Genomic DNA, 24,639 nt, shown 5'->3' with positions numbered 1-24,639 from the left:
TCTATAATTAAAAGTGAAATAAAATGAGTGGAGTGGATAAAACAATGGATATTCGTGAAACCTTTCTAAAACTGGATAAACAGTTTACAAGTTACGGGGGATTAGAGCCGCGCGGTATTACACGTTTACTATATTCTGAAGAATGGCGCCAGGCAGTCAGTGCACTGCAGGACATCTTCAAAGAAAACGGACTTGAAGTATCAAGCGACGCAGTCGGCAACGTTTCAGGCCGTTTGATTGGAAGCGAACTGCCTGATGAAACAATTATGAGCGGATCGCATATCGATACTGTCGCAGAAGGCGGACATCTCGATGGACAATTTGGTATTTTAAGTGCATTAATCGCAACACTTTACTTGAAAGAAAAATATGGACAGCCGAAACGTACTATTGAAGTACTGTCGATTGCTGAAGAAGAAGGATCACGTTTCCCATATACTTTCTGGGGTGTTAAAAACTTCTTCAACCTGCAAAACAACGACGATGTTAAAGATATTGCGGACGGCGAAGGTATTAAGTTTGTCGATGCAATGAGAGAGTCAGGATTTGATTTTAGAACAGACGATAAAGTCCGTGACGACATTAAAGCGTTCGTTGAAGTTCACATCGAGCAGGGCCAGATTTTAGAAAAAGAAGAGAAACAAATCGGTGTTGTTACAGGCATCGTTGGTCAGAAACGCTACACAATCAACTTAAAAGGTGAAGCCAACCACGCAGGGACAACACCGATGGGCTATCGTAAAGACGCAGTCGTTGCCTTTACTGAAATCGCACAGACGCTCGTACAAAAAGCGCGCGATATCGGCGATCCACTAGTTGTGACTTTCGGCAGTGTTAAACCGGTTCCGGGCGTAGTTAACGTCGTACCCGGCGAAGTTGAATTTTCAGTAGATACACGTCATATCGATGAAGACGAACTGAATGCATTCGCTAAAACTGTAGAATCAACAATTAATGAGGTTGCAGACAAATACGGTATGACTGCAGATATTAACTTGTGGATGGAACAATCACCGGCATTGATGGATGATTCAATTGTTAATCTGATTGAAGAATCAGCAGAAAAAGTCGCAGGCGGATCATATAAAGTAATGCCTTCGGGTGCGGGTCATGATTCACAAATTTTTGCAGGCTACATGCCGACAGGAATGATCTTCGTGCCGTCAATCGGCGGAATTTCACATAACGTGGAAGAAGAAACTGACGTCGATGACTTAGTTAAAGGTATCGAAGTACTGGCTGAAACACTTTACAAATTAGCTTACTAAAATAATAAATAGATTAAATATATACAGAGTTTAAGAAAGGGAGATATTAAAATGGGTTATTTAAATCATCAGCAAGGATACAGAGAAGGTCTCTTAGAAACACGTTCAGTAGTTAAGAAAGATGCTTATGCGGTATTAACACCGGACGGCTTAGTAAACAATGTCGTACCGGGCTTTGACGACTGCGACATGTCAATCTTAGGTTCACCGCGTATGGGTGCACGTTTTGTTGACTACTTAGTAACGGTTAAAAATCAAGGTGGAAATACACAAGGATTCGGCGGAGACGGCGTTCAGACTTTCCTTTATGTCGTGTACGGCAATGTCACTGCAACAGTAGACGGTGAGTCATTCGAACTGTCTGAAGGCGGCTATATCTACGTGCCACCTCACCTTGAATTGACTTTCGTTAATAATAACAATGGCGAAGACAGCAGACTGTTCCTTTACAAAAAACGTTATCAGGAAGCTAAAGGCGTCGGCAAACCGGAAATCGTTACAGGAAACGTCAACGATATTCAAGCTAAAGCATACGAAGGCATGGACGAAGTATTAGTCCAGGATCTGCTGCCTGCTGATATTGCTTATGATATGAACTTCCACATTTTATCGTTTAAACCAGGTGCTTCACACGGTTATATCGAAACGCACGTACAGGAGCACGGTGCTTACGTATTGAGCGGCCGCGGCATGTACAATCTTGATAACAACTGGATGCCGGTTGATAAAGGCGATTATATCTTCATGGGTGCATATGCACTGCAGGCAACTTACGCTGTAGGTCTGGATGAGTCATTCTCTTACATTTACTCTAAAGATGCTAACAGAGATGTTGAAATTTAATTAATCATTCAGGAGGCAATGATATGTCAGAGAAATTGGTCACTTCAAATTCTAAAGAACTCCGCAGTTTATTCAAAGACAAACTTATGCTAAACGGTGTGCCGGATACATTTGCTGACCGTGCAGCTGACGTGCTTGTCTGGGCGGATGAACGCGGTATTCACTCACATGGTTCAGTACGCATGCAGTATTACTCTGAACGTGCGGCTAAAGGCGGCTTTAACTTAGAGCCGGAACTTAAGTTTGAAAAAACCGGACCTTCTACAGGTGTGTATCACGGTGATAATTCACTCGGTCATTACGTGGCTTATGAGGCGATGGAAGAAGCAATTCAACTCGCTAAAGAATCAGGCATTGGCGCTGTCGGTGTCAGCGAGATGAGCCACTCCGGCGCTATCGGCTACTTCGTCCAGAAGGCTGCTGAACAAGGCATGGTTGCTTTATCAGTATGTCAGTCCGATCCGATGGTTGTACCATTCGGCGGTTCTGAACCTTACTTCGGTACGAATCCGATTGCTTTTGCTGCGCCGCGTAAAAACGACACACCAATCGTTTTTGATATGGCAACAACAGTTCAGGCATGGGGAAAAATCCTCGATGCACGCAGTAAAAATAAAGATATTCCTGACACATGGGCAGTCGATAAAGACGGCAACCCGACAACAGACCCTTATGCAGTAAACGCATTGCTGCCGGTTGCAGGACCAAAAGGTTACGGTCTGATGATGATGGTGGATATTTTATCTGGTAGTTTACTCGGTTTAAATCACGGTAAACACGTTTCAAGTATGTATAAAGATTTGAGCGAATACCGCAGACTTGGACAGTTCCACCTCGTAATTAATCCTGATTTCTTCAGTACGAGAGATGCACTGGAAGAAAAAATGGATACGATGGTAGAAGAGCTTCATGCAAATAAACCGGCAACAGGTTTTGATCAGGTATACTATCCTGGCGAACTGATGGAAGCGCAAAAAGCTGAATACGAAAAAACGGGTATCCCGATTCCTGAAGACATCATGGAATTCTTAAAATCGGATACACCATATTAAAAAGTGAGGTTTTGTAAATGCGCGTGTCAAAAGAAGAACTATTTAATTTAATGAAGGATAAACTCCAAAAAGCCGGATTAAAAGAAGATGCAGCGAGTGATATCAGCGATGTTTTAACATTCGCTGATCACCGCGGTATTCATTCTCATGGTGCTGTGCGCGTTGAGTATTATGCTGAGCGTATTGCAAAAGGCGGCATTACAAACGATCCGGACTATAAATTTGAAAAAACTGGACCGTCGACGGCTATTTTAGACGGCGATAACGGCCCGGGCCACCAAGTGGCAAAACAGGGTATGGAAAAAGCCATTGAAATGGCTAGAGAAAATGGTGTAGCAGTTGTCGGCATGACAAACATTTCACATTCCGGCGCGCTCGGCTACTTCGTTGAAAAAGCAGCGGAACAAGATATGGTTGCTATCTCGGTATGTCAGTCAGATCCAATGGTTGTCCCATTTGGCGGAACTGAACCCTATTTCGGCACCAACCCGATTGCTTTCTCTGCTCCGACAAACGATGAAAGAATTATTACTTTCGATATGGCAACCACTGTACAAGCTTGGGGCAAAGTACTCGATGCCCGTTCAAAAGGCAATGACATTCCTGACACTTGGGCAGTAAATGATAAAGGTGAACCGACGACAAACTCAAGAGATGTTCACGCACTCGTACCGGTTGCAGGGCCAAAAGGCTACGGCTTAATGATGATGGTGGATATTTTATCCGGCAGCTTACTCGGCCTGCCGCACGGCGTACATGTGTCAAGCATGTACAAGGACTTATCTGCAGGCAGACAGCTCGGCCAGCTGCACATCGTGATTAATCCTGCTCATTTTACAGATGTCACTGCCTTTAAAAAGCAGTTGTCAGTGATGCTCGATGAGTTAAAAGAACAAGCACCGGCTCCAGGATTTACAGAAGTGAATTATCCAGGTGAACGCGGTAAAATGCGTGCAGAAAAATACGATGCGGACGGCATCGAAATTGTCGATGAAATATATGACTACCTCGTGAGCGATGATATTCATTATGATCGTTACCACGGCAAAAATAGATTTGCAGAATAAATATTAAATGGAGGTACATGATGTTATATACAATTATTAAAGAAAATACGTATCAGGATTCTATCGTATTAATGCTTTTAAGCCAGAAGTTAAGTGCAATGGACGGTGTTAACAAAGCATCAGTAATGATGGGGACACCTGCCAACAAAGATATTTTTAAAGGTGCAGACTTAGGCACACCTGAACTTGAAACTGCAAGTGCCAACGATATCGTTATCGTTGTGGATACTGATGATGAATCAAAAGTTGATGAAGTCAATGACGCAGTAGATACTGAACTTGCAGGCGGAAGCGGATCTGACGATTCAGCTAAAAGCCAGGAAGCTCACAACTGGAACCGTGCACTTGAATTAGCCAACAACCCGAACATGGCTTTAATTTCAATTCCGGGAACTTACGCAGCAATGGAAGCTGAGAACGCACTTCACAATGGTCTTCACGTATTCATGTTCAGTGATAACGTTCCTAAAGAAGACGAAGTACGTTTGAAACAGCTTGCACATGATAAAGGACTTCTTGTAATGGGACCTGACTGCGGTACTGGTATTATTCACAGCGTGCCTTTAGCATTTACTAACACAGTTGCAGAAGGCGACATCGGCGTAGTTGGTGCATCCGGTACAGGTATCCAGGAAGTAACAACAATTATCGACCGTTTAGGTAAAGGTGTCACAAATGCAATCGGTACAGGCGGCCGCGACTTATCTACAGAAGTGGGCGCAATCACTATGCTCGACAGCATTAAAGCTTTAAACCAGGATCCAAAAGTTAAAGTCATTACTGTTATTTCTAAGCCGCCGGCTAAAGAAGTACAGGAAAAAGTAGAAAACTTGCTCCGTTCAATCGATAAACCTGTCGTTGCCTTGTTCTTAGGTGCGAAACCTGAATATCAAGAAGCAGGCATTTATCATGCTTATACACTTGAAGAAACTGCTGTGGCATCTGTACAGCTTTCTAACGGTGAAGAAGTTAAATTTACACCATCTTCAATCGAAGGTATTGAAGTTGACTTTGAACCTGAACAAAAAGGAATCAAAGCTTATTATTCAGGCGGTACACTGGCAAGTGAAGCTGCAATGATGATCAAGCACACAATGAACGAAGAAGAAATTAAAGATGAAGGCTTCACTTATAAATCAGAATCTCACGAAGTGATTGACTTAGGTGACGATATGTACACTCAAGGTAAGCCTCACCCAATGATCGACCCTGAAAAACGTATTGAAAAACTTGAAACATCTGCTGACAGTGAAGATACTGCAGTAATTATGCTCGACAACGTGATCGGTTACGGTTCACATGCTGATATGGCATCAGAACTTGCACCAACAATTAAACGTATTACAGACAAAGCAGCTTCAGAAGAACGCTCACTTGTCGTACTTGCAACTGTTGTCGGTACTGATAAAGATGCACAAGGTTACGACAAACAGCGTCAAATTCTTAAAGATGCCGGTGCAGTAATTTGCGACACTAACGATCAAATGGTTCGCACAGCAATCGAACTGATTGGCGGCAAAGTTGCTCAGCCTGAACTTGAAGTGAAATCATTCGACAAAGGAACAGAAGATCTGTCAGTAGACGACAAGATGATGAGCCTGATTTCTAACAATCCAAGCGTCATTAACATCGGTCTGAAGAGCTTCACTGAAGCAGTCGAAAACAGCGGCGCAGAAGTTGTACAATTTAACTGGCGTCCAGTTGCAGGCGGCGATGAGAAGCTGATGAAAGTACTTCAATTCTTAAACAATTATGAAGGAGAGAATGTATAATGGCTTACCAAACTATAAATGAAGCAAATAAAGCTGTCGTTCAAAAAATGATTGGTGCAGCACCTTTCTTAACAGATGTTGTTCCTGCACATACAGTAATTCCAGAACTGACTGAGCATGTATTACTGCATGCCGGTCCTCCAATTAAATATGAAAATATGACAGACCCTATGCAGGGTTCATGTGTTGGCGCTATCCTTTTCGAAGGCTGGGCTGACGACGAGCAGGGCGCACGTGAACTGCTTGAAAACGATAAAATTAAATTTATCCCTTGTCACCACGTGAATGCAGTAGGTCCAATGGGCGGCATTACGTCAATGAACATGCCTGTTGTCGTTGTTGTTAACAAAGAGCACGGCAACGAAGCCTACTGTACTTTAAACGAAGGTATTGGTGCAGTACTCCGTTTCGGTTCTTACAGTGATCAGGTTATTACTCGTCTTCACTGGATGAAAGATGTTTTAGCTCCAGTATTATCAAAAGCACTTAAAACAATGGATGAAGGCTTAAACGTCAACGTACTTGTTGCCAAAGCAATTGCTATGGGTGATGAGTTCCACCAAAGAAATATTGCAGCATCATTAGCATTCCTAAAAGAAGTTGCTCCGGCAATCACAAGCTTAGAAGATGTTGAATTAGAAAAACGCGAAGAAGTAATGCAGTTCTTAGCTGACACTGACCAGTTCTTCTTAAACATTGCTATGGCTACAGGTAAAGCGATGACTGACGCAGCACGTACGATCGAACACGGTACAATCGTTACTGCAATGTGCCGTAACGGTGAAAACTTCGGTATCCGTATCGCAGGTATGGGTGACGAATGGTTTACTGCACCGGTTAATACACCGCAAGGTCTGTACTTCACAGGCTACTCAGCTGAAGATGCAAATACAGATATCGGTGACTCAGCAATCACTGAAACAATCGGTGTCGGCGGTATGGCTATGATTGCAGCGCCTGCTGTAACACGCTTTGTTGGTTCAGGCGGTTTTGGTGATGCACTTGAAACAAGCAATAATATGGCTGAAATTACAGAACAGGAAAACCCTAACTTCATTATTCCAACTTGGGATTTCAAAGGTGCGCCAACTGGAATTGATGCACGTAAAGTTGTAGAAACAGGCATTCTTCCTGTAATTAATACAGGTATTGCACACAAAGTTGCAGGCTTCGGACAAATTGGTGCAGGTACAGTTAACCCGCCAATCGAATGTTTCGAAAAAGCAATTACAGCTTATGCTGCTAAATTAGGTTTTGAAGCATAAATGATATATGAAGCAAGTGCGATCGGTGAGATCGCACTTTCCTTGTTAAAAAACAATCAAAGAATGCGTGTGCACAGTATTTTTACTAACGGTTTCAATATTGTTAACGATAATAATGATTTGATCTTTATCGGCACTGATAAGAACGGCTATTTTCCTTTCGGTATTACCATCAATAAATACACGATGCATCATATTAGAGAATCACTGCAAACGGGTGATTTGTTAAAGACTGATACCGGTGCAATCAATCATCATGATTTTATGCTGAATTTAAAACATGCCGAAACTTTTATATATAATAAAGTCAGCACGCAAAATACAGCAGCAGTCAAACATGCTGTAAAGCATTACGATTTCAGCGATTATAACAGCGGAGATTTCAGCAGTGATATCTTAAGCCGTATTATTACTGATCTCGGCAACAGCGAAGCTGCTTTCCCGCTCGGCTATTTAGTCGGCAGGGGGCAGGGTTTGACACCGTCGGGCGATGATATGATTACAGGCATATTGTATGTCCATTGTCTGGAGCCGTTCATTGCTGGAAAGCATCTTGAGACACTGTCTTCCTATATTCGTGAAAATGTAACGACCATTGTCAGTGAGAGTTTTATCAGACTGGCACTGGACGGGATTTTTTCAAGACGGATCACGGATATCGGTGATTCACCTGGAACAGACTCGATGGATGCCCTGCTTGAACTGGGTTCAAGCTCAGGACGGGATACGCTGTACGGAATATATATGACATTAAACAGGAGATGAAATAATGGGTAAAAAAGTAGTTTTAGCATTAGGCGGTAACGCAATTTTACAGCCAAAACAAGAAGCAACATTTGAAAATCAGTACCAGAACGTCGTCAACGCAGCAAACCGCATGGTGGAAATTTCTGAAGCCGGCCACAAAATTGTTGTAACACACGGTAACGGACCTCAAGTCGGTAACATCATTGCTCAAAACGAAGCAGCAAAAGAAGAAATTCCTGCAATGCCTATTTTCGTCAATAATGCTGAATCACAAGGTATGATCGGCTACATGATGGAATCTGCACTTAAAAACCGTTTAATCGAAGGCGGGGACGACACTAACGTTGTCACATTGCTTACAATGGTTGAAGTCGACAAAGACGACAAAGCCTTCGACAATCCAACAAAACCTGTTGGCGTATTCTTTACAGAAGAAGAAGCTAAAAAAATGACTGAAGAAAAAGGTTTCCAAATGGCTGAAGATGCAGGCCGCGGATTCAGACGCGTTGTGCCTTCACCGGAACCTAAAGTGATTCATGGTGTTGAAGAAATTAAAACATTAATTGACACGTCAATCGTCGTATCATCAGGCGGCGGCGGTATTCCAATTTACCGTGATGAAAAAGGCCAAATTCACGGTGTTGAAGCGGTAATCGATAAAGATCGTTCAGGATTAAAACTGTCAGAACAAACTGAAGCAGATGTATTCATGATGCTGACAGACGTTCCTAACGTATATATTAACTTCGGAAAAGAAAACGAACAGAAGTTAGAAGAAATTACCGTGGCAGAAGCAGAAAAACACGTTGCTGACGGACAATTCCCGGCAGGTTCTATGCTTCCTAAAATTGAAGCTGCTATTGCATTCGCTAAACACGAAGGCAAAGAAGGTATCATCTGTTCATTAGATGAAGCAGTTCTTGCACTGGAAGGTAAAGCAGGTACAAGAATTAAATTATAATATTTAAAAAGCGTTGAAGACTGACTCAATCAGTCTTCAACGCTTTTTCTGTTTTTACAGAAGTTTTTTTGATGTCTTTTTATTCATCAGCCATCGAATGAGTAAGCCGATACCAATTAGAACGCCTACGTAACCGAAGATTGGATAGAAGAAATTAACCAGATCGACAAATCCGACAAATGTTAAAACATAACCAACAATCAGTGCAATGACCAGCCATACTTTATATTTCTTAGAATAAGGCTGAGTAAAGCGGGCCAGGAAAGCATACATTAAGCCGACAACTGTATTGTAGATCAGTAAAATAATAATGATTGAAAATATAGTGCCGAAAACCGGATGGATGGCATTAGCCATAACCAGTGTCGGTAAGGCAACATGATTAGCTTCATCCAGTACAGCGAGCATACCCGCATTCAAAAGGAACAGCATGATCATGAAGATAATACCGCCGTAAACTGCACCGCGTCTGGCGATGAAATGTTTATCCGCATCAGAACCCATAATTGATAAGAAACTGAATGCCACGCCGATGACTACACCGGAATAAGTAATTGCATCAAACCACCACAGACCTGTCGGTGTCTGACTGATATTTGCAGTTTGATTTATTTCGCTTAATACGACGTCCGGATTGAAAATATTAACGAGCGAAATTATCAAGACAGCAATGATTAAAAATGGTGTGACTGAACCGAGTATTGAAACAATTTTATTGAAATCCATCAGCAGGGTGAAAAATACTAAGAATAACAAGACGATTGAACCCACCCATGGCTGAATACCAAAGCTTTCCTCAAAAGCCGAACCGCTGCCGGCAATCATAATTACAGCAATGCCGTACATGAAAAAAGCAAAGATATAATCGATTAAAGTTCCTGCAGTTTTCCCAAATAATTTATGTAATGGTACTTCATGAGAAACAACATCGTATCTGTATCCCAGCTTAGCAGTCTGCCTGCTCATAAATAATACACAGATGGCAGCAACCGCTACACCTGCAAAACTCCAGAGGCCAAAACTTGAAAAGAACTGTAAAACTTCTTGTCCAGTTGAGAACCCGGCACCTACAACAATACCTGTGTAGGCAAAAGCAAATTTAATTGCATCTTTTTGTGCTTGCACAAAAATCTCCTCCTAATTTAGTAAGACAAGAGAACATAATACCACAAATTTGGGCTTGCCATAACCGTGTTTGTGTAAAAAGTAATAGATTGTTTGAAAGTATGCGCGTGTCATTAACAACGGTAGCCTGCCGTTGTCATCACACATACAAAAAACGCGTATTCCAAACAAAAATCCCTCATCCGCCTTTAAGGATGAGGGATAAACTTCAATTACAGCAGTTTTTTCTTCGTATTCTTGTTCATGATCCAGCGGACGAGCAGGGCTGCTGATATTGCGAGACCGATATAACCCAGAATAGGGTAAACGATATTAACGAGTTCGACGAAACCGACATTTGAAATGATGAAAGCTGCAATTAAAGAAATAACCATCATTACTTTATATTTTTTGGAGTAAGGTTCAGTAAATCTCGTCAAGAATGGATACATTAAGCCGACCACCGAGTTATAAATCAAAAGAATAATAATAATTGAGTAAACTGCGCCGAGCCAAGGGGCCATATTGTCCGCCATTTCCATAGCAGGCAGCGGGACTTCGTTTGCGGTCGGCATAATAGAAAGGACACCGACATTAACTAAGAGCATCATAACGAGTAAAATCAAACCGCCGTATATTGCACCGCGTCGTGCAATGGCGTGTCTCTGTGCTTCTGATCCCATAATCGATAAAAAGCTGAACCCCGTCGCCAGTGCAAGACCAGCATAAGTAATCGCATCGAACCACCAGAATGAAGATGGTGTTCTTGAAGAATCTACGTAGTTATTCACTTCTGAGTAAGGAACGTACGGATTCAAAATGTTATAGCCGGTAATAATCACAACGGCTACTATCAATAGAGGGGTTATACCGCCGATAATATTAACGATTTTATTGAAATCAAGCAGCAGGGTAACGAATGTTAACAGTATTAGAATTAATACCCCTAACTGAGGATGTATACCGAACGCCTGATTAAATGTTGCTCCGCTGCCGGCAATCATAACGACTGCAATTCCGTATAAGAAGAAAATGAGAACATAGTCGATAACCAGACCGACTTTTTCACCAAAGAGTGCGCGGAGCGGTGTTTCATGTGATTCCGCATTTAAGCGAAAACCAAGTTTTGCTGCTTGTCTACCGACAAACATAAGTATAAGTGCAGCGAGTATAATTCCAAATATACTCACCATGCCGTGACTTGCAAAAAACTGTAAAACTTCTTGTCCTGTTGAGAATCCGGCGCCGACTAAAATACCAGCGTATGCAAAGCCGATTCTCCAGGAAGCACGGTTTTTACCTTGTGACATAATTTCATCTCCCGTATGTAGTTTACATAACTTATATATAAACTATTCACAAAAAGATAAACATGGATAAAGAAAAAAATACCCTTTATATGACATTTATGCCATGTAAAGGGTATAAGTGCTATTTTATTGTTCTTTTTCATCATTGTCTGATATTTTCTCTGCCAGCTGACGCGCTTTGAATTTTAAATAAACCCAGCGGACAGTCAGCATAATACCGATGACCATACCAACATAGCCAAATAATGGATAGATGATATTAACAAGTTCAACAAAACCGACATAAGTACCGAAGTAGCCGATTACCAATGAACCAACCAGCAGAATTTTATACTTTTTCGTTCCCGGCGTAGAGAATCTGGCAAGGAAAGGATATAAAAATCCGACGATTGAGTTATAAATCAGTAAAATGATAATTATTGAGTAGGCTGTACCGAACCAAGGTGCGACGTTGTTTGCCATTTCCATTGTCGGTAATGATACATCATAAGCATTCGGAATAATTGACAGTACACCGAAGTTGATCAGCAGCATGATGATCATGATGATGAGTCCGCCGTATATTGCACCGCGTCTGACAATTGACTGGCGGGCAGATTCAGACCCCATTATTGATAAAAAGCTGAATGCTGTAGCAAGCGTAAAGCCTGCATAAGTAATTGCATCAAACCACCAGCTGCCTGTTGGTGTTCTGGATACATCATTATACTGATTAACTTCTGACAGCGGCACCATCGGATTTAAGACGTTGTAACCTGCGATAAAGAACATCGCAACGACTAAAACTGGTGTAATCACTCCAATGACTGAAATGATTTTTTCAAAGTCCATCAGTAAAGTAATTAATGCCAGTACAATTAGTATGATTGCTCCGATTTGCGGGTGAATTCCAAAGCCTTCATTAAAAGTTGCACCGCTTCCTGCAATCATTACAATTGCGAGTCCGTATAAGAAGAAGGCAAGAATGATATCGATAACGAGACCAAACTTTTTGCCGAATAAGGTATTCAGCGGCAGCACGTGGGACTCTGCATGCGTAGAGTATCCTAATTTAGCTGCTTGACGGCCGATAAACATTACGATCAGGCCTGTTAAAACAACACCTAAAAAGCTGATTAATCCGTAACTAGCGAAAAACTGCAGTACTTCCTGACCAGTAGCAAAGCCTGCACCGACAACAATGCCGGTATAGGCAAATGCATATTTCCAGGAAGCACGACTATTACCATTTGACATGTTTCCAACTCCTATTTCTATATGAATTAATTATACCCTGTTTTTGTAATTGTTAACAAAAGTTTTTAACTTTTTTAAAGAGGGGTATTCTATTATGAAACAATATTTATCTATAGTATACTTAATTACTAGAGATTATTACAGAACGCGTGTATCGGGAGGAGAATTTTACAATGTATAAAGGCTTTAATTTCACCCATGATTATAAAACACTGCCCCGGACTTTCTGGTCGCCGTATGAACCGGAAGAATCAGAAGCACCGGAAGTCGTTTTATTTAATAACCATTTGGCAAGGCTGCTGGATATAGATGAAAAAGAACTCGAAAATGATGCGGCATTCTTCAGCGGCAATCAGCTGCCGGAGTCTGCTGTTCCAATTGCACAGGCCTATATGGGCCATCAGTTCGGCGTACTGAATATGCTTGGCGACGGAAGAAATGTGCTTCTAGGTGAGCATAACACAAATGGAGAAAAGTTTGATGTTGTCTTAAAAGGATCCGGTGCAACGAAGTTTTCCCGACAGGGCGATGGACGTGCGCCGATCGATTCTATGCTGAGAGAGTATATTATCAGCGAGTATATGGCAAATATCGGCATCAGTACTACCCGGGCGCTGGCTGTAGTCAATACAGGCGAGCATCTGGTGCGGCAGACAGAAGTGCCGAGCGGCATTTTAACCCGCATCGCGAGTTCTCATATAAGAGTCGGTACATTTGAATATGCTGCACGCCAGTCGAAAGACGAACTTAAAGCGCTGGCTGACTTTGCAATCGAACGCCATTACCCTTATCTATCTCCGCTTGATGAAGAGAAGAAGTATTTAATGTTTTTCGATGCTGTTGTCAGGAAGCAGGCTGAGTTAATTGCTGAGTGGCAGGCTGTCGGCTTTGTCCATGGTGTCATGAACACCGATAACATTACAATTTCGGGCGAGACAATCGATTACGGGCCATGTGCCTTTATCGATGTATATAATCCCGATACGTATTACAGTTTAATCGATACAGAGGGCCGCTACCGTTATAAAAATCAGCCGCCTATCGGACAATGGGATTTAAGCAAGCTCGGCGAGGCGCTGTGTCCGCTGTTTAACAGCAGTCAGGATGAGGCGGTTAAGCAGGCGCAGGAAGTACTCGATAAATATCCGCTGTATTATAATAGAAAATATATTACTTTAATGGGTAATAAACTGGGTATACTCGATATGGATTATGAAGACCAGTACGATGTTCAGATGATCGATGAGCTGCTCGGTTTTATGTTTAAGTACGAAGCGGATTATACGCGCACTTTCCGTGATTTATATTTAACGCACTACGATAAACTGCCGATGTTTAACGATAGCGATTTTATTAACTGGTTTGAAAAATATCAGGCGAGAAAGAAAGCACACAAGGCATCTAAAAATGAAATTAATACTGTTGCTAATGCGGCAAATCCAAGTTTTATTCCCCGTAATCATTTAGTTCAAAAATCGCTTGATTTAGCAGTATCAGGCAACTACGGTGAACTGAAACAGCTATTAAAAGCTGTCTCAAAACCGTTTAACGATAAACTCGGCGGTAAATATCTCGATGCACCGGGTGAGGATGATATGGATCCCAACTTTAAAACATACTGCGGAACGTGATGTAAAAATAATATAAAAGGAAAAAATTAATATGCAGAATTTTATGGGAGAAGTCATTAATCAATTCGGCTACTTAGCCATAATCTGTGAATTGCAGTCATCCTAACAAAAATCATCCTAAGTGATTTCACCTAGGATGATTTTTTTATAATTTCTCATAACCGCTCAATAGTGTGACCACCGTATCAAGTACAGGAGTCGGCGGGTGATCATCTGTCTTTAAATTATAAACGAAGCCCTGGATATATTGATATTCTGTCGTTCTATTTGCCATCACATCATAATACATGCTGGTACCCATTTCCCTCGGATAGCTCATATACATTTCCATCGCATAATCGATAAAATCCGGAGAAATATAAACTGTCTGACTGTTTTTATTAACGATGTCTATGGATTCTTTTAAGAGTGTTCTAGTTAATCGCACCATACTGTCATCTTCAAATATTTTCGCAGTGTTTTTAGACAGTGCAGTCACTGAATTGATACCGACGTTAATCAGCAGTTTTTCATATCTTACTTGCTCGAAATGTTTATCTTTAACAAGGTCGAAGTGAATGGATTCATCATTCTCTATTATCTGGATTAAGCGGTCGAGGTATGTAAATGACTGGTCTGGTAATATGATTTTCTGGTTGACGAAGTGTTCGATGTATTCGTCATGCTGCTGGCCGCTGACGTAGACAACGGAAGGAATTCCTTGGGCAAACATATCGTCGTAACCCACGCCGTTTAGTGCATAGATAATTTCAGAATTGCCGTGAGTCATATTTTTAATTGTCTCTTTCAGCGTTAACAGGGCAGGTGTTTTTGTCGCGATAAAAAGAACATCAAATGTGTCTTTGACGCTCAGGATGTCATGCACTGGAATGTCATGGAATATTTTAATCCCATCTTCAAGTACAGTAAATCCGTTTCTAGCAGTTCTCGCCATAACCGTCAGCTGGAACTCATTTTCCGGCAGCTTATTTAATTCTCTGGCGAGTATGCTGCCGACAGCACCGGCGCCGATAATACCTATTTTCATAATGTCACTCCGTTATTTTTTACGATTTCTGTGGTAAAATAATTATAACTAATTTATGAAAGTAGGGAAACTATGAAGTCGACAGCAGATTTAGTCAGCATGAAAAACAAAGACAGAATAGTGATGGTAACAGCATACGATTATCCCTCTGCAAAGCTTGCAGAAGAAGCGGAAGCGGATATAATTCTAGTGGGGGATTCTCTCGGCATGGTCGTTCTCGGCTACGAGTCGCCGGTACAAGTCACTCTGGATGATATGATTCATCATGCCAAAGCAGCGAGACGCGGCGCGGCTAATACATTTATTATAGCGGATATGCCTTTTGGCTCCCATCATACCGGTGTGAATGAAGGCATTAAAAACGGTATTAAGCTGTATCAGGATAGTAATGCAAATATGCTGAAGCTGGAAGGTGCAGATGCAATTGAAGTGATTACGGGCCTCGTTAAAGCAGGGGTGCCTGTGTGCGGGCATTTAGGTTTAACGCCGCAGCATTTCGGTATTACCGGTTTTAAAATGCAGGCAGGTGAGAAGGCACAGGCTGACCAGCTGATTGAAGATGCCAAGGCGCTGGAAGCCGCAGGTGCCTCAATGATGGTGCTGGAGGCAATTCCAATGGATCTGGCTAAAAAGGTGACTGAGTCTGTGAACATACCAACAATTGGTATCGGTGCAGGGATTCATACTGATGGTCAAGTGCTTGTCTACCATGACTTGCTGCAATACGGCAGTGACCGCTTGCCTAAATTTGTAAAACCTTATGCCGATTTAAATTCGGTCGTCAAAGAAGGTCTGACAAATTACCGCAATGAAGTGAAAAGCAGATTATTCCCAGCAGAAGAAACAACATATAAGAAACGGGTGTTTGAATAGATGCAGCATACAGCGTCAATTAAAGAAGCAAGATTACTTTTATCATCGTATAAAGATAAAAAAATCGCACTAGTGCCGACGATGGGCTATCTCCACGAAGGGCACATGGCACTAATTAAAGAAGCAAAAAAACACGCTGACATTGTGGCTGTCAGTATTTTTGTCAATCCGCTGCAGTTTGGTCCTGACGAAGATTACGACAGCTACCCGAGGGATCTGGAAAGAGATCTCGGTATTTGTGAAGCTGAAGGTGCAGATATAGTCTTTCATCCTGAAGTATCTGAAATGTATCCTGGGGAGATGGAATTTAAAATCGGTATTAACACCATGGCAGATGTGTTAGACGGTGTGAAGCGGCCTGGGCATTTTGAAGGTGTCGTGACGGTCATCGGTAAACTCTTTAATATTATTCAACCGGATATTGCTGTGTTTGGTCAAAAGGACCGCCAGCAGCTGATGATAATCGAGCAGTTTACATCGGATTTTAATATTCCGGTTAAAATTATTGGTGTACCGACAGAGCGCGAAGAGAGCGGACTTGCTAAAAGTTCGCGCAATGTCAACTTAAGTGAAGCAGAATTTAATGAAGCCTCTGAAATATATACCGCTTTGTTGAATGCCGGCGAACAGATCAAAAACGGTACTGTGAATACTGATAAAATCATGTCATTTATTAAACTGCATATCGAACAACAGACGAGCGGTACAGTTGATGATCTCGCGATATACACTGCACACGGTTTAAAATCCGTTGAATATATAGACGAGGATGTTATTATATTCATTGCAGTGCAATTTAAAAAAGCGCGACTGATCGATAATTTATACGTCAGCCTTTAATGGGGGAAACATATGGTACGACGAATATTTACATTGTTAATTTTATATACGGTTCTGTTTTTTATCGTACCGGCTGTACAATCCTATGATTTTAAAGATGGTCTGACGGAAGATTATTTTAATCATTGGCTGGAGCAAAATATTATTCCAAATTACGATACGTCAAAAATAGAACAGGTGCACGGTACCCAGGAGACAAATATTGATTACTCACTGGGCTCTGCTTTTGACACGACGAATCAAACTGTCATTCAATCTGAATACGAAGGGGACTTCGTTATGATGAATTCACCTGGTGCCTTTCATATGCCGCTGGTTCGGGACGGAATTGTTACCGGCGGTTATACAAATTCAGGCGATGTGTCATTTGGCAAAATGAGTATTGAAGGCATGGATCGTGATAAGCTAAGAGAAACTTACGGTGAGCCGCTGGATTACATTAGGAAGCAGTGGAAGCGTCTGAAAGTTGAGCATGAGGAATACGACGTGTTCGATGTAGGGAATTATTATGCATATTTCTTTTACGATATACATGAAAATTATAAAGCGAACGGCATGCTCATTATAAATAAAGATGAAGTGATTGAGATTAACGAACTGTATAATCATCCGTCACAGGAAGATAACGAAGTCATGCATTTTAATTTAATTAATGCATCACGCGGGGAATATGGCTATGAGACGCTGGAGCGTGATGAATCAGCGGATCAAGTCGCGTATTACCACAGCCTGGATATGGCTGAGAATAATTATTTTAATCATGATTCGCCTGACGGCAGCACTTTAAAAGACCGCCTGATCAATGGATCAGTTGATTTCCGGCTGGCTGGGGAAAATATTGCAACGGGACATACGTCACCGATATTTGCTCATCACAGTCTGTTGAATTCACCGTCGCATAGAGTGAATACACTGAATGAATCCTTTGATTATGTCGGTGTCGGCATTGAATATGATCGTGAGAATGTCCCATACTATACAGAAAATTATTTACAAAAATAAATAGTGAATTGTACGGTGTGCCAGCACTAAAAAAAACCGCCTCAGGATAAATTCTGAGGCGGTTTTAATATGACTTAAATAAATTCTCTGAACAGGCCGACCACTTTACCGAGGACAATAACATTGTCTAAGTAAATAGGTTCCATAGATGTATTTTCCGGCTGCAGACGGTAATAGCCTTTTTCTTTATAAAAGCGTTTAACCGTTGCTTCATCGTCTTCTGTCATTGCAACGATAATTTCACCGTTATGTGCGATATTCTGTTTGCGGACAATGACGCGGTCGCCGTCGTGAATGCCTGCGTCAATCATACTGTCTCCGGAAACATTTAATAGAAAGATTTCGCTGTTATGATTCGAAGTGAAGTGTTCGGGCAGCGGGAAATATTCTTCAACATTTTCTACGGCTGTTATCGGCAGACCTGCTGTCACTTTACCGAGTACAGGAACGTGAATGACCGGCGAGGCATTGTCATCGACAGCCTGTACAATTTCAATAGCGCGCGGTTTTGTCGGGTCGCGTTTAATATATCCTTTAGTTTCCAGTTTGGCCAGATGGCCGTGTACAGTAGAGCTTGACTGTAATCCCACGGCATTGCCGATTTCACGCACGCTCGGCGGATAGCCCTTATCGTTTACGCTGCGCTTTATATATTGAAAAATATCTTTTTGTCTGTCTGTTAAATCTTTCATATTTTTACCTCCAGCCTTATGTTACTTAAATTTTATCATATTCGATATGCACTTACAAACATTTGTTCGTATTTTTGTTGACTGCGAACACGTGTTCTGTTATATTGATATTACAAACATTTGTTCTAAGGAGTGGATAGTAATGACTAAGAAAGATTTCAAAACTCTCACAGGTTTATTTGTCGTAATGCTAAACTTCGGGCTTTTATATAGTTTTAATATGGTAGAACCGGATTATGCGGAGAACGTATATTCTGAAGAAACTACAGCAGTTAGTGAAGATACAAGTGAAAATTCAACCGAACAGGAGACGAACGGGACTGTTTCTGCATCGACGATTGATGATGAGAAAAAAACCGGACAAGAACCAGCAGATGAATCGTCTGTCAATGAAGAAATGAATGGCTTTATCAGCAGCGGAATGCTTAATCAGCAGATGAATTATGAAGTTTCCAGCAGAAATTAGCTAATAAGTGTATATATTGTCTATTAAAGTGCGGGACCGTTTGGTTTCCGCACCTTTTTTATGGTAAATTATATTGGAAAGGGTGGAGCTCATGTTAGATGATAAAAAATTAAAACGTCTTAACCAGCTGGCTAAGTTAAAACGCGAGGATAATATATCTAAAGCTGAACTTAAAGAGCTGACTGGATTAAGAGAGGAATATTTATCAAACTTTAGAAGTTCATTTAAGAATCAGATAAAAAATACTAAAGTGATTGATCCGGAAGGTAATGATGTTACCCCTGACAAAGTAAAGGCGTTACGCAATAAAAAATAATAATAGAAGAGAATTGAAGGAGTCGAAAGTAAATGTCATTTGATAAGACTGATTTATTAGCAATCAATACAATCCGTTCTTTAAGTATTGATGCGATTGAAAAAGCGAACTCGGGTCACCCTGGACTGCCAATGGGTGCAGCGCCGATGGCATATGTATTATGGCAAAAACATTTAAACTTTAATCCGAAAAATGTCGACTGGTTTAACAGAGACCGTTTCGTGCTGAGCGCGGGTCACGGTTCAATGTTAATATACAGCCTGCTTCATCTTTCAGGTATTCTGGAAATGGATGATTTAAAGGAATTTAGACAGTATGAATCAAAAACACCAGGTCATCCTGAATTCAAACATACTGACGGCGTAGAAATAACAACAGGTCCGCTGGGACAAGGTTTTGCAATGAGCGTCGGCATGGCAATGGCTGAAACACATCTCAATGCGACATTTAATACAGATGATCACAAAGTCGTTGACCATTATACTTATGTCCTTGCTTCAGACGGTGATCTGATGGAAGGTATTTCACATGAAGCAGCATCACTTGCCGGGCACTTAGGTCTGGGTAAACTGATTGTACTTTATGATTCAAATGATATTTCGCTAGACGGCGACCTCGACAAGAGTTTCTCTGAAGATGTAGCAGGGCGTTTTAAAGCGTATAACTGGCATTACCTCCGTGTAGAAGACGGCAATGACTTAGACGCAATCGATCAGGCGATTGAAGAAGCGAAACAAAGCGATAAGCCGTCACTAATCGAAGTGAAGACAGTAATTGGCTACGGTGCACCAAATAAATCAGGAAAATCCGATGCCCACGGTTCACCGTTAGGTGAAGCTGAGCGTCAAGGTGCTTACGAAGCTTACGGCCTCGATCATTTAAAAACATTCGATGTTGATGATTCAGTTTACGAACGCTTTAACGAAACATTGATTGCCCGCGGCGAATCAGAAGAGACAGCATGGAATGAAGTCCTTGAATCGTTTAAAACATCGAACGAAGCTGCCTACAATGACTTCACTGCTGCAGTTCAGCGTGAACTGCCTAAAGATTATGCTGATAAATTACCGGTATATGAAGCGGGAACTAAAAAAGCGACACGCGGCAACTCAGGAGATATGATTCAGGAATTATCAAAAGCGATTCCGACATTCTTCGGCGGTGCAGCTGACCTTGCAGGCAGTAATAAAACAAACGTTAAAGAAGCATCCGACTACGGTAAAGATAACTACGGCGGCCGCAACATCTGGTTCGGCGTTAGAGAATTTGCTATGGCGGCTGCAATTAACGGTATGGCAGCACACGGCGGGCTTTATCCGTATGCAGGAACATTCTTTGTCTTCAGTGACTACTTAAAACCTGCAGTGCGTCTCAGTGCGTTAATGAAACTGCCGGTAACATATGTATTTACACACGACTCAATTGCAGTTGGTGAAGACGGTCCGACACACGAACCTGTAGAACAGCTTGCAGGACTCCGTGCAATTCCTAACTTAAACGTCATTCGTCCGGCAGACGGAAATGAAACACGTGAAGCATGGAAAACAGCTTTAGAATCTGTGGACACACCGACAGCTTTAGTATTGACACGTCAAGATCTGCCTGTACTGGATATCGATTCTGAAGTGGTTAAAGAAGGCGTAAAACGCGGCGGCTACATTGCATATGACGGTGGAAGCGATGCAATTGTATTTGCAACAGGCAGTGAAGTATCACTGGCAGTGGCAACAGCTGAAAAATTAGCAGAAGACGGTGTGAATATTAAAGTCGCATCTATCCCTAATGTTCAGGCATTCTTAAACCAGGATGAAGCGTACATCGAATCAGTACTCAACACTGATATCGACAACCGTACAGCAGTAGAAATGGCTGCAAGCCTCGGCTGGCACAGATTTGTCGGCATTAAAGGTAAACTGCTGACAATTGACACATTTGGTGCCAGTGCGCCAGGCGGAGAAGTAGTAGAACGCTACGGCTTCACTGTTGAAAATCTGTCGAACATTATCCGTAACAAATAAGCATTGAATTTAAAGGTTGGTTAATGTAAACTAAATAGTGGTTTACACGGAAAAGAGGTGAGCATTTTTGGCGACTTGGATATGGATACTAATTGTAATCGTAGCCCTCATTGGTGGTTTCGCATTAGGATTTTGGATCTCTAGAAAATACATGATGGATTACTTGGAGAAGAACCCTCCTATTAATGAAGACATGCTCAGAATTATGATGATGCAAATGGGACAAAAACCTTCCCAGAAAAAAATTAATCAAATGTTGAGTATGATGAATAAATCATCAGAACAAGCTAAAAAAGACAAGAAAAAGTAAAGACTTTTTGATGAAACGCGCGCTGGCGGACAGTGCGTGTTTTTTTGTGCGTGGGGATGGGGTGGTGGTATGGGGGTAAGATGGTTTGCGTTTCAATGAACGGGCGTCATTGGCGAGTAAGCTGGTTTGGGTTTCAATGAGCGGGTGTCATTGGCGAGTAAGCTGGTTTGGGTTTCAATGAGCGGGCGTCATTGGCGAGTAAGCTGGTTTGGGTTTCAATGAGCGGGCGTCATTGGCGAGTAAGCTGGTTTGGGTTTCAATGAGCGGGCGTCATTGGCGAGTAAGCTGGTTTGGGTTTCAATGAGCGGGCGTCATTGGCGAGTAAGCTGGTTTGGGTTTCAATGAGCGGGCGTCATTGGCGAGTAAGCTGGTTTGGGTTTCAATGAGCGGGCGTCATTGGCGAGTAAGCTGGTTTGGGTTTCAATGAGCGGGCGTCATTGGCGAGTAAGCTGGTTTGGGTTTCAATGAGCGGGCGTCATTGGCGAGTAAGCTGGTTTGGGTTTCAATGAGCGGGCGTCATTGGCGAGTAAGCTGGTTTGGGTTTCAATGAGCGGGCGTCATTGGCGAGTAAGCTGGTTTGGGTTTCAATGAGCGGGCGTCATTGGCGAGTAAGCTGGTTTGGGTTTCAATGAGCGGGCGTCATTGGCGAGTAAGCTGGTTTGGGTTTCAATGAGCGGGCGTCATTGGCGAGTAAGCTGGTTTGGGTTTCAATGAGCGGGCGTCATTGGCGAGTAAGCTGGTTTGGGTTTCAATGAGCGGGCGTCATTGGCGAGTAAGCTGGTTTGGGTTTCAATGAGCGGGTGTCATTGGCGAGCAAGCTGGATTGGGTTTCAATGAGCGGGTGTCATTGGCGAGCAAGCTGGATTGGGTTTCAATGAGCGGGTGTCATTGGCGAGTAAGCTGGATTGGGTTTCAATGAGCGGGCGTCATTGGCGAGCAAGCTGGTTTGGGTTTCAATGAGCGGGCGTCATTAGCGAGCAGTCTGATTTGCGTTTCAATGACCGAAGTTCATTGCAACCCAACACCAATACACCACTAAAACTCTATATATATTTAATTTTTAGAAGATTATTGCAATTTTAGCATCCACATGGATATAATAACTTTATCAAACTAAGGGGGAAATACAGCAATGAAGCGCAAAAATTTTTTAGCCATATTTGTAATCGCTTTCTTAATTGTCATGGCAGCATGTTCAAGCGATGAAAATGTCGATGAAGCAGCAAGCGGGGAAGATAGTGAAGGCAGTGAAAAAACTGGAGATTTAACGATTGGTACGATGGCGGAAATGGTAACGACAGATCCCCATGGTTCAAATGATTCAGCTTCACGCCAAGTAAGAGCAAATATATATGAAACATTAGTTTTCCAAGACGTGGATATGTCATTATCACCAGGTCTAGCGACAGAATACGAACAAGTAGATGAGACAACTTGGAATTTCAAACTTCGTGAAGGAACAACTTTCCATAACGGTGAAGATTTTACTGCAGAAGATGTCGTAGCGACGTTTGATCGTGTACAGGATGAAGCGATGGCATCACCGGTACTTTTCCTATTTGAAATGATTGAAGAAATTGAAGTTGTCAGCGATTATGAAATCAATATACATACCTCAATTCCTTTTGCACCTTTAGCAAGTCATCTTGCACATAATACAGGGGGAATAATTTCTAAAGCAACAATCGATGCTGATTATCAGGCTGCCTTGGATGCTGCCGGATCAGACGTTACTCTGGAAGAATATTATGAATTACGTGATGCAGGCGGTGAAGAGTACGATACAGTTAAAGAGGCAATCAGTGAACATTTAGGAACTGTGGTTTCTAATGAACCAAACGGAACGAACCATTTAAAATTTGTTTCACGCAGTGCAGGTGATTCAGTAGTATTAGAAAAATTTGAAGATTTCCAAGGCGGAGATCGCTACTTTGAAAATGTTACTTTTAAAGTGATTCCAGAAAACGGAGCACGTATCGCTGAACTGGAAACAGGTGGAATTCAAGTTGCAACAGATGTCGATTCTTCAAATATTGCACGTGTTGAAGAAGGTGCAGATACTGCGGTAACTTCTGCAGACTCTGTTCGTATGTCATACCTTGGATTTAATATTAATAAAGAACCATTTGAAGATGTGAAAGTTCGTCAAGCAATTTCTTATGCAATAAATCGAGAAGAAATTGTGACTGGCGTATACGATGATATGGGTATTCCAGCGAAAGGGCCCTTAGCACCTAATGTTTGGGGTTACTCTGAAGATCTTGAAGGTCAAGAATACAATATTGATAAAGCAAAAGAACTTTTAGATGAAACAGATATGGCCGATGGCTTTGACACAACGCTTTGGGTTAATGATGATCAGCAAATTATCGATACAGCAGTTTATATTCAAAATGAACTTGCAGAATTAAATATTAATGTTGAAATTGAACAGTTTGAGTGGGGCGCGTACTTAGAAACTTTAGCTAACGGCAACCACGATATGTTTATCTTAGGATGGACAACTGTTACTGGTGATGCTGACTACGGTTTATACGCTCTGTTCCATTCTAAAAATCAGGGCGCAGCAGGAAATCGTTCATTCTACGACAATCCGGAAGTGGATGAATTGCTAGATGCAGGTCGTGCAGAAGTAGATGAGGCTGCCCGCCAGGACATCTATACTGAACTTGAAAATATACTAGTAGAAGATTCTCCAATGTCATATCTTTTCCACGCTCAATTCGCAGCAGGTTATAATGAATCTGAAGTGAGTGGAATTGAAGTGGATCCAGCAGGCGGATTGCACTTTAGAGATGTAAGATTTAAATAATCTATCTGGAAATACCCTTTAGCTGTT

General features: G+C 41.8%; 22 protein-coding genes. 17 read left to right on the top strand and 5 right to left on the bottom strand.

The genetic code is table 11. From position 1 onward, the window contains the following. Positions 1-44: 44 nt before the first annotated feature. Genes allC through arcC form a run of 8 tightly spaced genes read left to right on the top strand, consistent with a single transcriptional unit; the run spans position 45 to position 8,975 of the window. On the top strand, positions 45-1,268 hold the full coding sequence (gene allC / locus IEU81_RS03280; protein ID WP_186090267.1) for an allantoate deiminase: 1,224 nt from the start codon (positions 45-47) through the stop codon (positions 1,266-1,268). Positions 1,269-1,319: 51 nt separating this feature from the next. Beyond that, a complete protein-coding gene (gene allE / locus IEU81_RS03275; RefSeq protein ID WP_186090265.1) occupies positions 1,320-2,111 on the top strand; it encodes a (S)-ureidoglycine aminohydrolase in 792 nt (263 codons plus the stop codon). Between the two features lie 23 nt (positions 2,112-2,134). Then, positions 2,135-3,163, top strand: a complete 1,029-nt coding sequence (allD, locus tag IEU81_RS03270) for an ureidoglycolate dehydrogenase (protein WP_092599232.1) — start codon at positions 2,135-2,137, stop codon at positions 3,161-3,163. 17 nt (positions 3,164-3,180) lie between these two features. After that, positions 3,181-4,230: an ureidoglycolate dehydrogenase gene (gene allD, locus IEU81_RS03265; protein WP_092599229.1), complete on the top strand. Its 1,050-nt coding sequence runs from the start codon at positions 3,181-3,183 to the stop codon at positions 4,228-4,230. Positions 4,231-4,250: 20 nt separating this feature from the next. Next, the gene (gene fdrA / locus IEU81_RS03260; protein WP_186090264.1) at positions 4,251-6,002 is read left to right on the top strand and encodes an acyl-CoA synthetase FdrA; all 1,752 of its coding nucleotides are present in this window, start codon (positions 4,251-4,253) and stop codon (positions 6,000-6,002) included. Beyond that, positions 6,002-7,267: a YlbE family protein gene (locus IEU81_RS03255; RefSeq protein WP_092599223.1), complete on the top strand. Its 1,266-nt coding sequence runs from the start codon at positions 6,002-6,004 to the stop codon at positions 7,265-7,267. Before fdrA ends, IEU81_RS03255 begins: the two co-directional genes overlap by 1 nt. After that, positions 7,268-8,032 (top strand): oxamate carbamoyltransferase subunit AllH family protein, encoded by a 765-nt coding sequence (locus IEU81_RS03250; RefSeq protein ID WP_186090262.1) that lies wholly within the window; start codon positions 7,268-7,270, stop codon positions 8,030-8,032. 4 nt (positions 8,033-8,036) lie between these two features. Beyond that, positions 8,037-8,975, top strand: coding sequence for a carbamate kinase (gene arcC, locus IEU81_RS03245; protein WP_186090260.1), 939 nt, complete (start codon positions 8,037-8,039; stop codon positions 8,973-8,975). 54 nt (positions 8,976-9,029) lie between these two features. Here arcC and IEU81_RS03240 read toward each other — a convergent pair whose 3' ends face one another. The 3 genes from IEU81_RS03240 to IEU81_RS03230 all read right to left on the bottom strand — a co-directional run bounded on the left by IEU81_RS03240 (position 9,030) and on the right by IEU81_RS03230 (position 12,625). Beyond that, a complete protein-coding gene (locus IEU81_RS03240; protein ID WP_186090258.1) occupies positions 9,030-10,100 on the bottom strand; it encodes a YkvI family membrane protein in 1,071 nt (356 codons plus the stop codon). A 212-nt stretch (positions 10,101-10,312) separates the two neighbouring features. Continuing rightward, positions 10,313-11,389 carry a YkvI family membrane protein gene (locus tag IEU81_RS03235; RefSeq protein WP_092599212.1) on the bottom strand — a complete coding sequence of 359 codons (1,077 nt, stop codon included), beginning with the start codon at positions 11,387-11,389 and terminating at the stop codon, positions 10,313-10,315. Positions 11,390-11,515: 126 nt separating this feature from the next. After that, on the bottom strand, positions 11,516-12,625 hold the full coding sequence (locus IEU81_RS03230) for a YkvI family membrane protein (RefSeq protein WP_186090257.1): 1,110 nt from the start codon (positions 12,623-12,625) through the stop codon (positions 11,516-11,518). Between the two features lie 173 nt (positions 12,626-12,798). Here IEU81_RS03230 and IEU81_RS03225 point away from each other — a divergent pair, with 173 nt between their 5' ends. Then, positions 12,799-14,256, top strand: coding sequence for a protein adenylyltransferase SelO (locus tag IEU81_RS03225; protein WP_186090255.1), 1,458 nt, complete (start codon positions 12,799-12,801; stop codon positions 14,254-14,256). Between the two features lie 145 nt (positions 14,257-14,401). Here the strand turns inward: IEU81_RS03225 and IEU81_RS03220 are convergent, their stop codons facing one another. Continuing rightward, positions 14,402-15,283, bottom strand: coding sequence for a ketopantoate reductase C-terminal domain-containing protein (locus tag IEU81_RS03220; protein WP_186090253.1), 882 nt, complete (start codon positions 15,281-15,283; stop codon positions 14,402-14,404). Between the two features lie 72 nt (positions 15,284-15,355). Here IEU81_RS03220 and panB point away from each other — a divergent pair, with 72 nt between their 5' ends. Genes panB through IEU81_RS03205 form a run of 3 tightly spaced genes read left to right on the top strand, consistent with a single transcriptional unit; the run spans position 15,356 to position 17,998 of the window. Further along, on the top strand, positions 15,356-16,156 hold the full coding sequence (gene panB, locus IEU81_RS03215) for a 3-methyl-2-oxobutanoate hydroxymethyltransferase (RefSeq protein WP_092599201.1): 801 nt from the start codon (positions 15,356-15,358) through the stop codon (positions 16,154-16,156). Beyond that, positions 16,157-16,996: a pantoate--beta-alanine ligase gene (gene panC / locus IEU81_RS03210; RefSeq protein WP_186090252.1), complete on the top strand. Its 840-nt coding sequence runs from the start codon at positions 16,157-16,159 to the stop codon at positions 16,994-16,996. It abuts the gene before it with no gap. Between the two features lie 12 nt (positions 16,997-17,008). Continuing rightward, positions 17,009-17,998: a CAP domain-containing protein gene (locus IEU81_RS03205; protein WP_186090250.1), complete on the top strand. Its 990-nt coding sequence runs from the start codon at positions 17,009-17,011 to the stop codon at positions 17,996-17,998. 74 nt (positions 17,999-18,072) lie between these two features. Here IEU81_RS03205 and lexA read toward each other — a convergent pair whose 3' ends face one another. Further along, positions 18,073-18,690, bottom strand: coding sequence for a transcriptional repressor LexA (lexA, locus tag IEU81_RS03200; protein ID WP_092599192.1), 618 nt, complete (start codon positions 18,688-18,690; stop codon positions 18,073-18,075). 142 nt (positions 18,691-18,832) lie between these two features. On the opposite strand from lexA, the gene IEU81_RS03195 reads away from it, so the two are divergent. From IEU81_RS03195 to IEU81_RS03175, 5 genes are all read left to right on the top strand, one after another. Next, positions 18,833-19,156, top strand: coding sequence for a hypothetical protein (locus IEU81_RS03195; protein WP_186090248.1), 324 nt, complete (start codon positions 18,833-18,835; stop codon positions 19,154-19,156). A gap of 91 nt (positions 19,157-19,247) precedes the next feature. Then, the gene (locus tag IEU81_RS03190) at positions 19,248-19,472 is read left to right on the top strand and encodes a DUF896 domain-containing protein (RefSeq protein ID WP_092599186.1); all 225 of its coding nucleotides are present in this window, start codon (positions 19,248-19,250) and stop codon (positions 19,470-19,472) included. 32 nt (positions 19,473-19,504) lie between these two features. Further along, positions 19,505-21,490, top strand: coding sequence for a transketolase (tkt, locus tag IEU81_RS03185; protein ID WP_092599183.1), 1,986 nt, complete (start codon positions 19,505-19,507; stop codon positions 21,488-21,490). A 67-nt stretch (positions 21,491-21,557) separates the two neighbouring features. Next, positions 21,558-21,800, top strand: coding sequence for a YneF family protein (locus IEU81_RS03180; RefSeq protein ID WP_092599180.1), 243 nt, complete (start codon positions 21,558-21,560; stop codon positions 21,798-21,800). Between the two features lie 1,132 nt (positions 21,801-22,932). Next, complete coding sequence (locus IEU81_RS03175; protein ID WP_186090247.1) at positions 22,933-24,612, top strand: glutathione ABC transporter substrate-binding protein; 1,680 nt, start codon at positions 22,933-22,935, stop codon at positions 24,610-24,612. Positions 24,613-24,639: the final 27 nt, after the last annotated feature.

Source organism: Jeotgalicoccus aerolatus (genome assembly GCF_014635205.1).
Lineage (GTDB): Bacteria > Bacillota > Bacilli > Staphylococcales > Salinicoccaceae > Jeotgalicoccus > Jeotgalicoccus aerolatus.
This window is presented reverse-complemented; position numbering and strand designations above follow the sequence as displayed.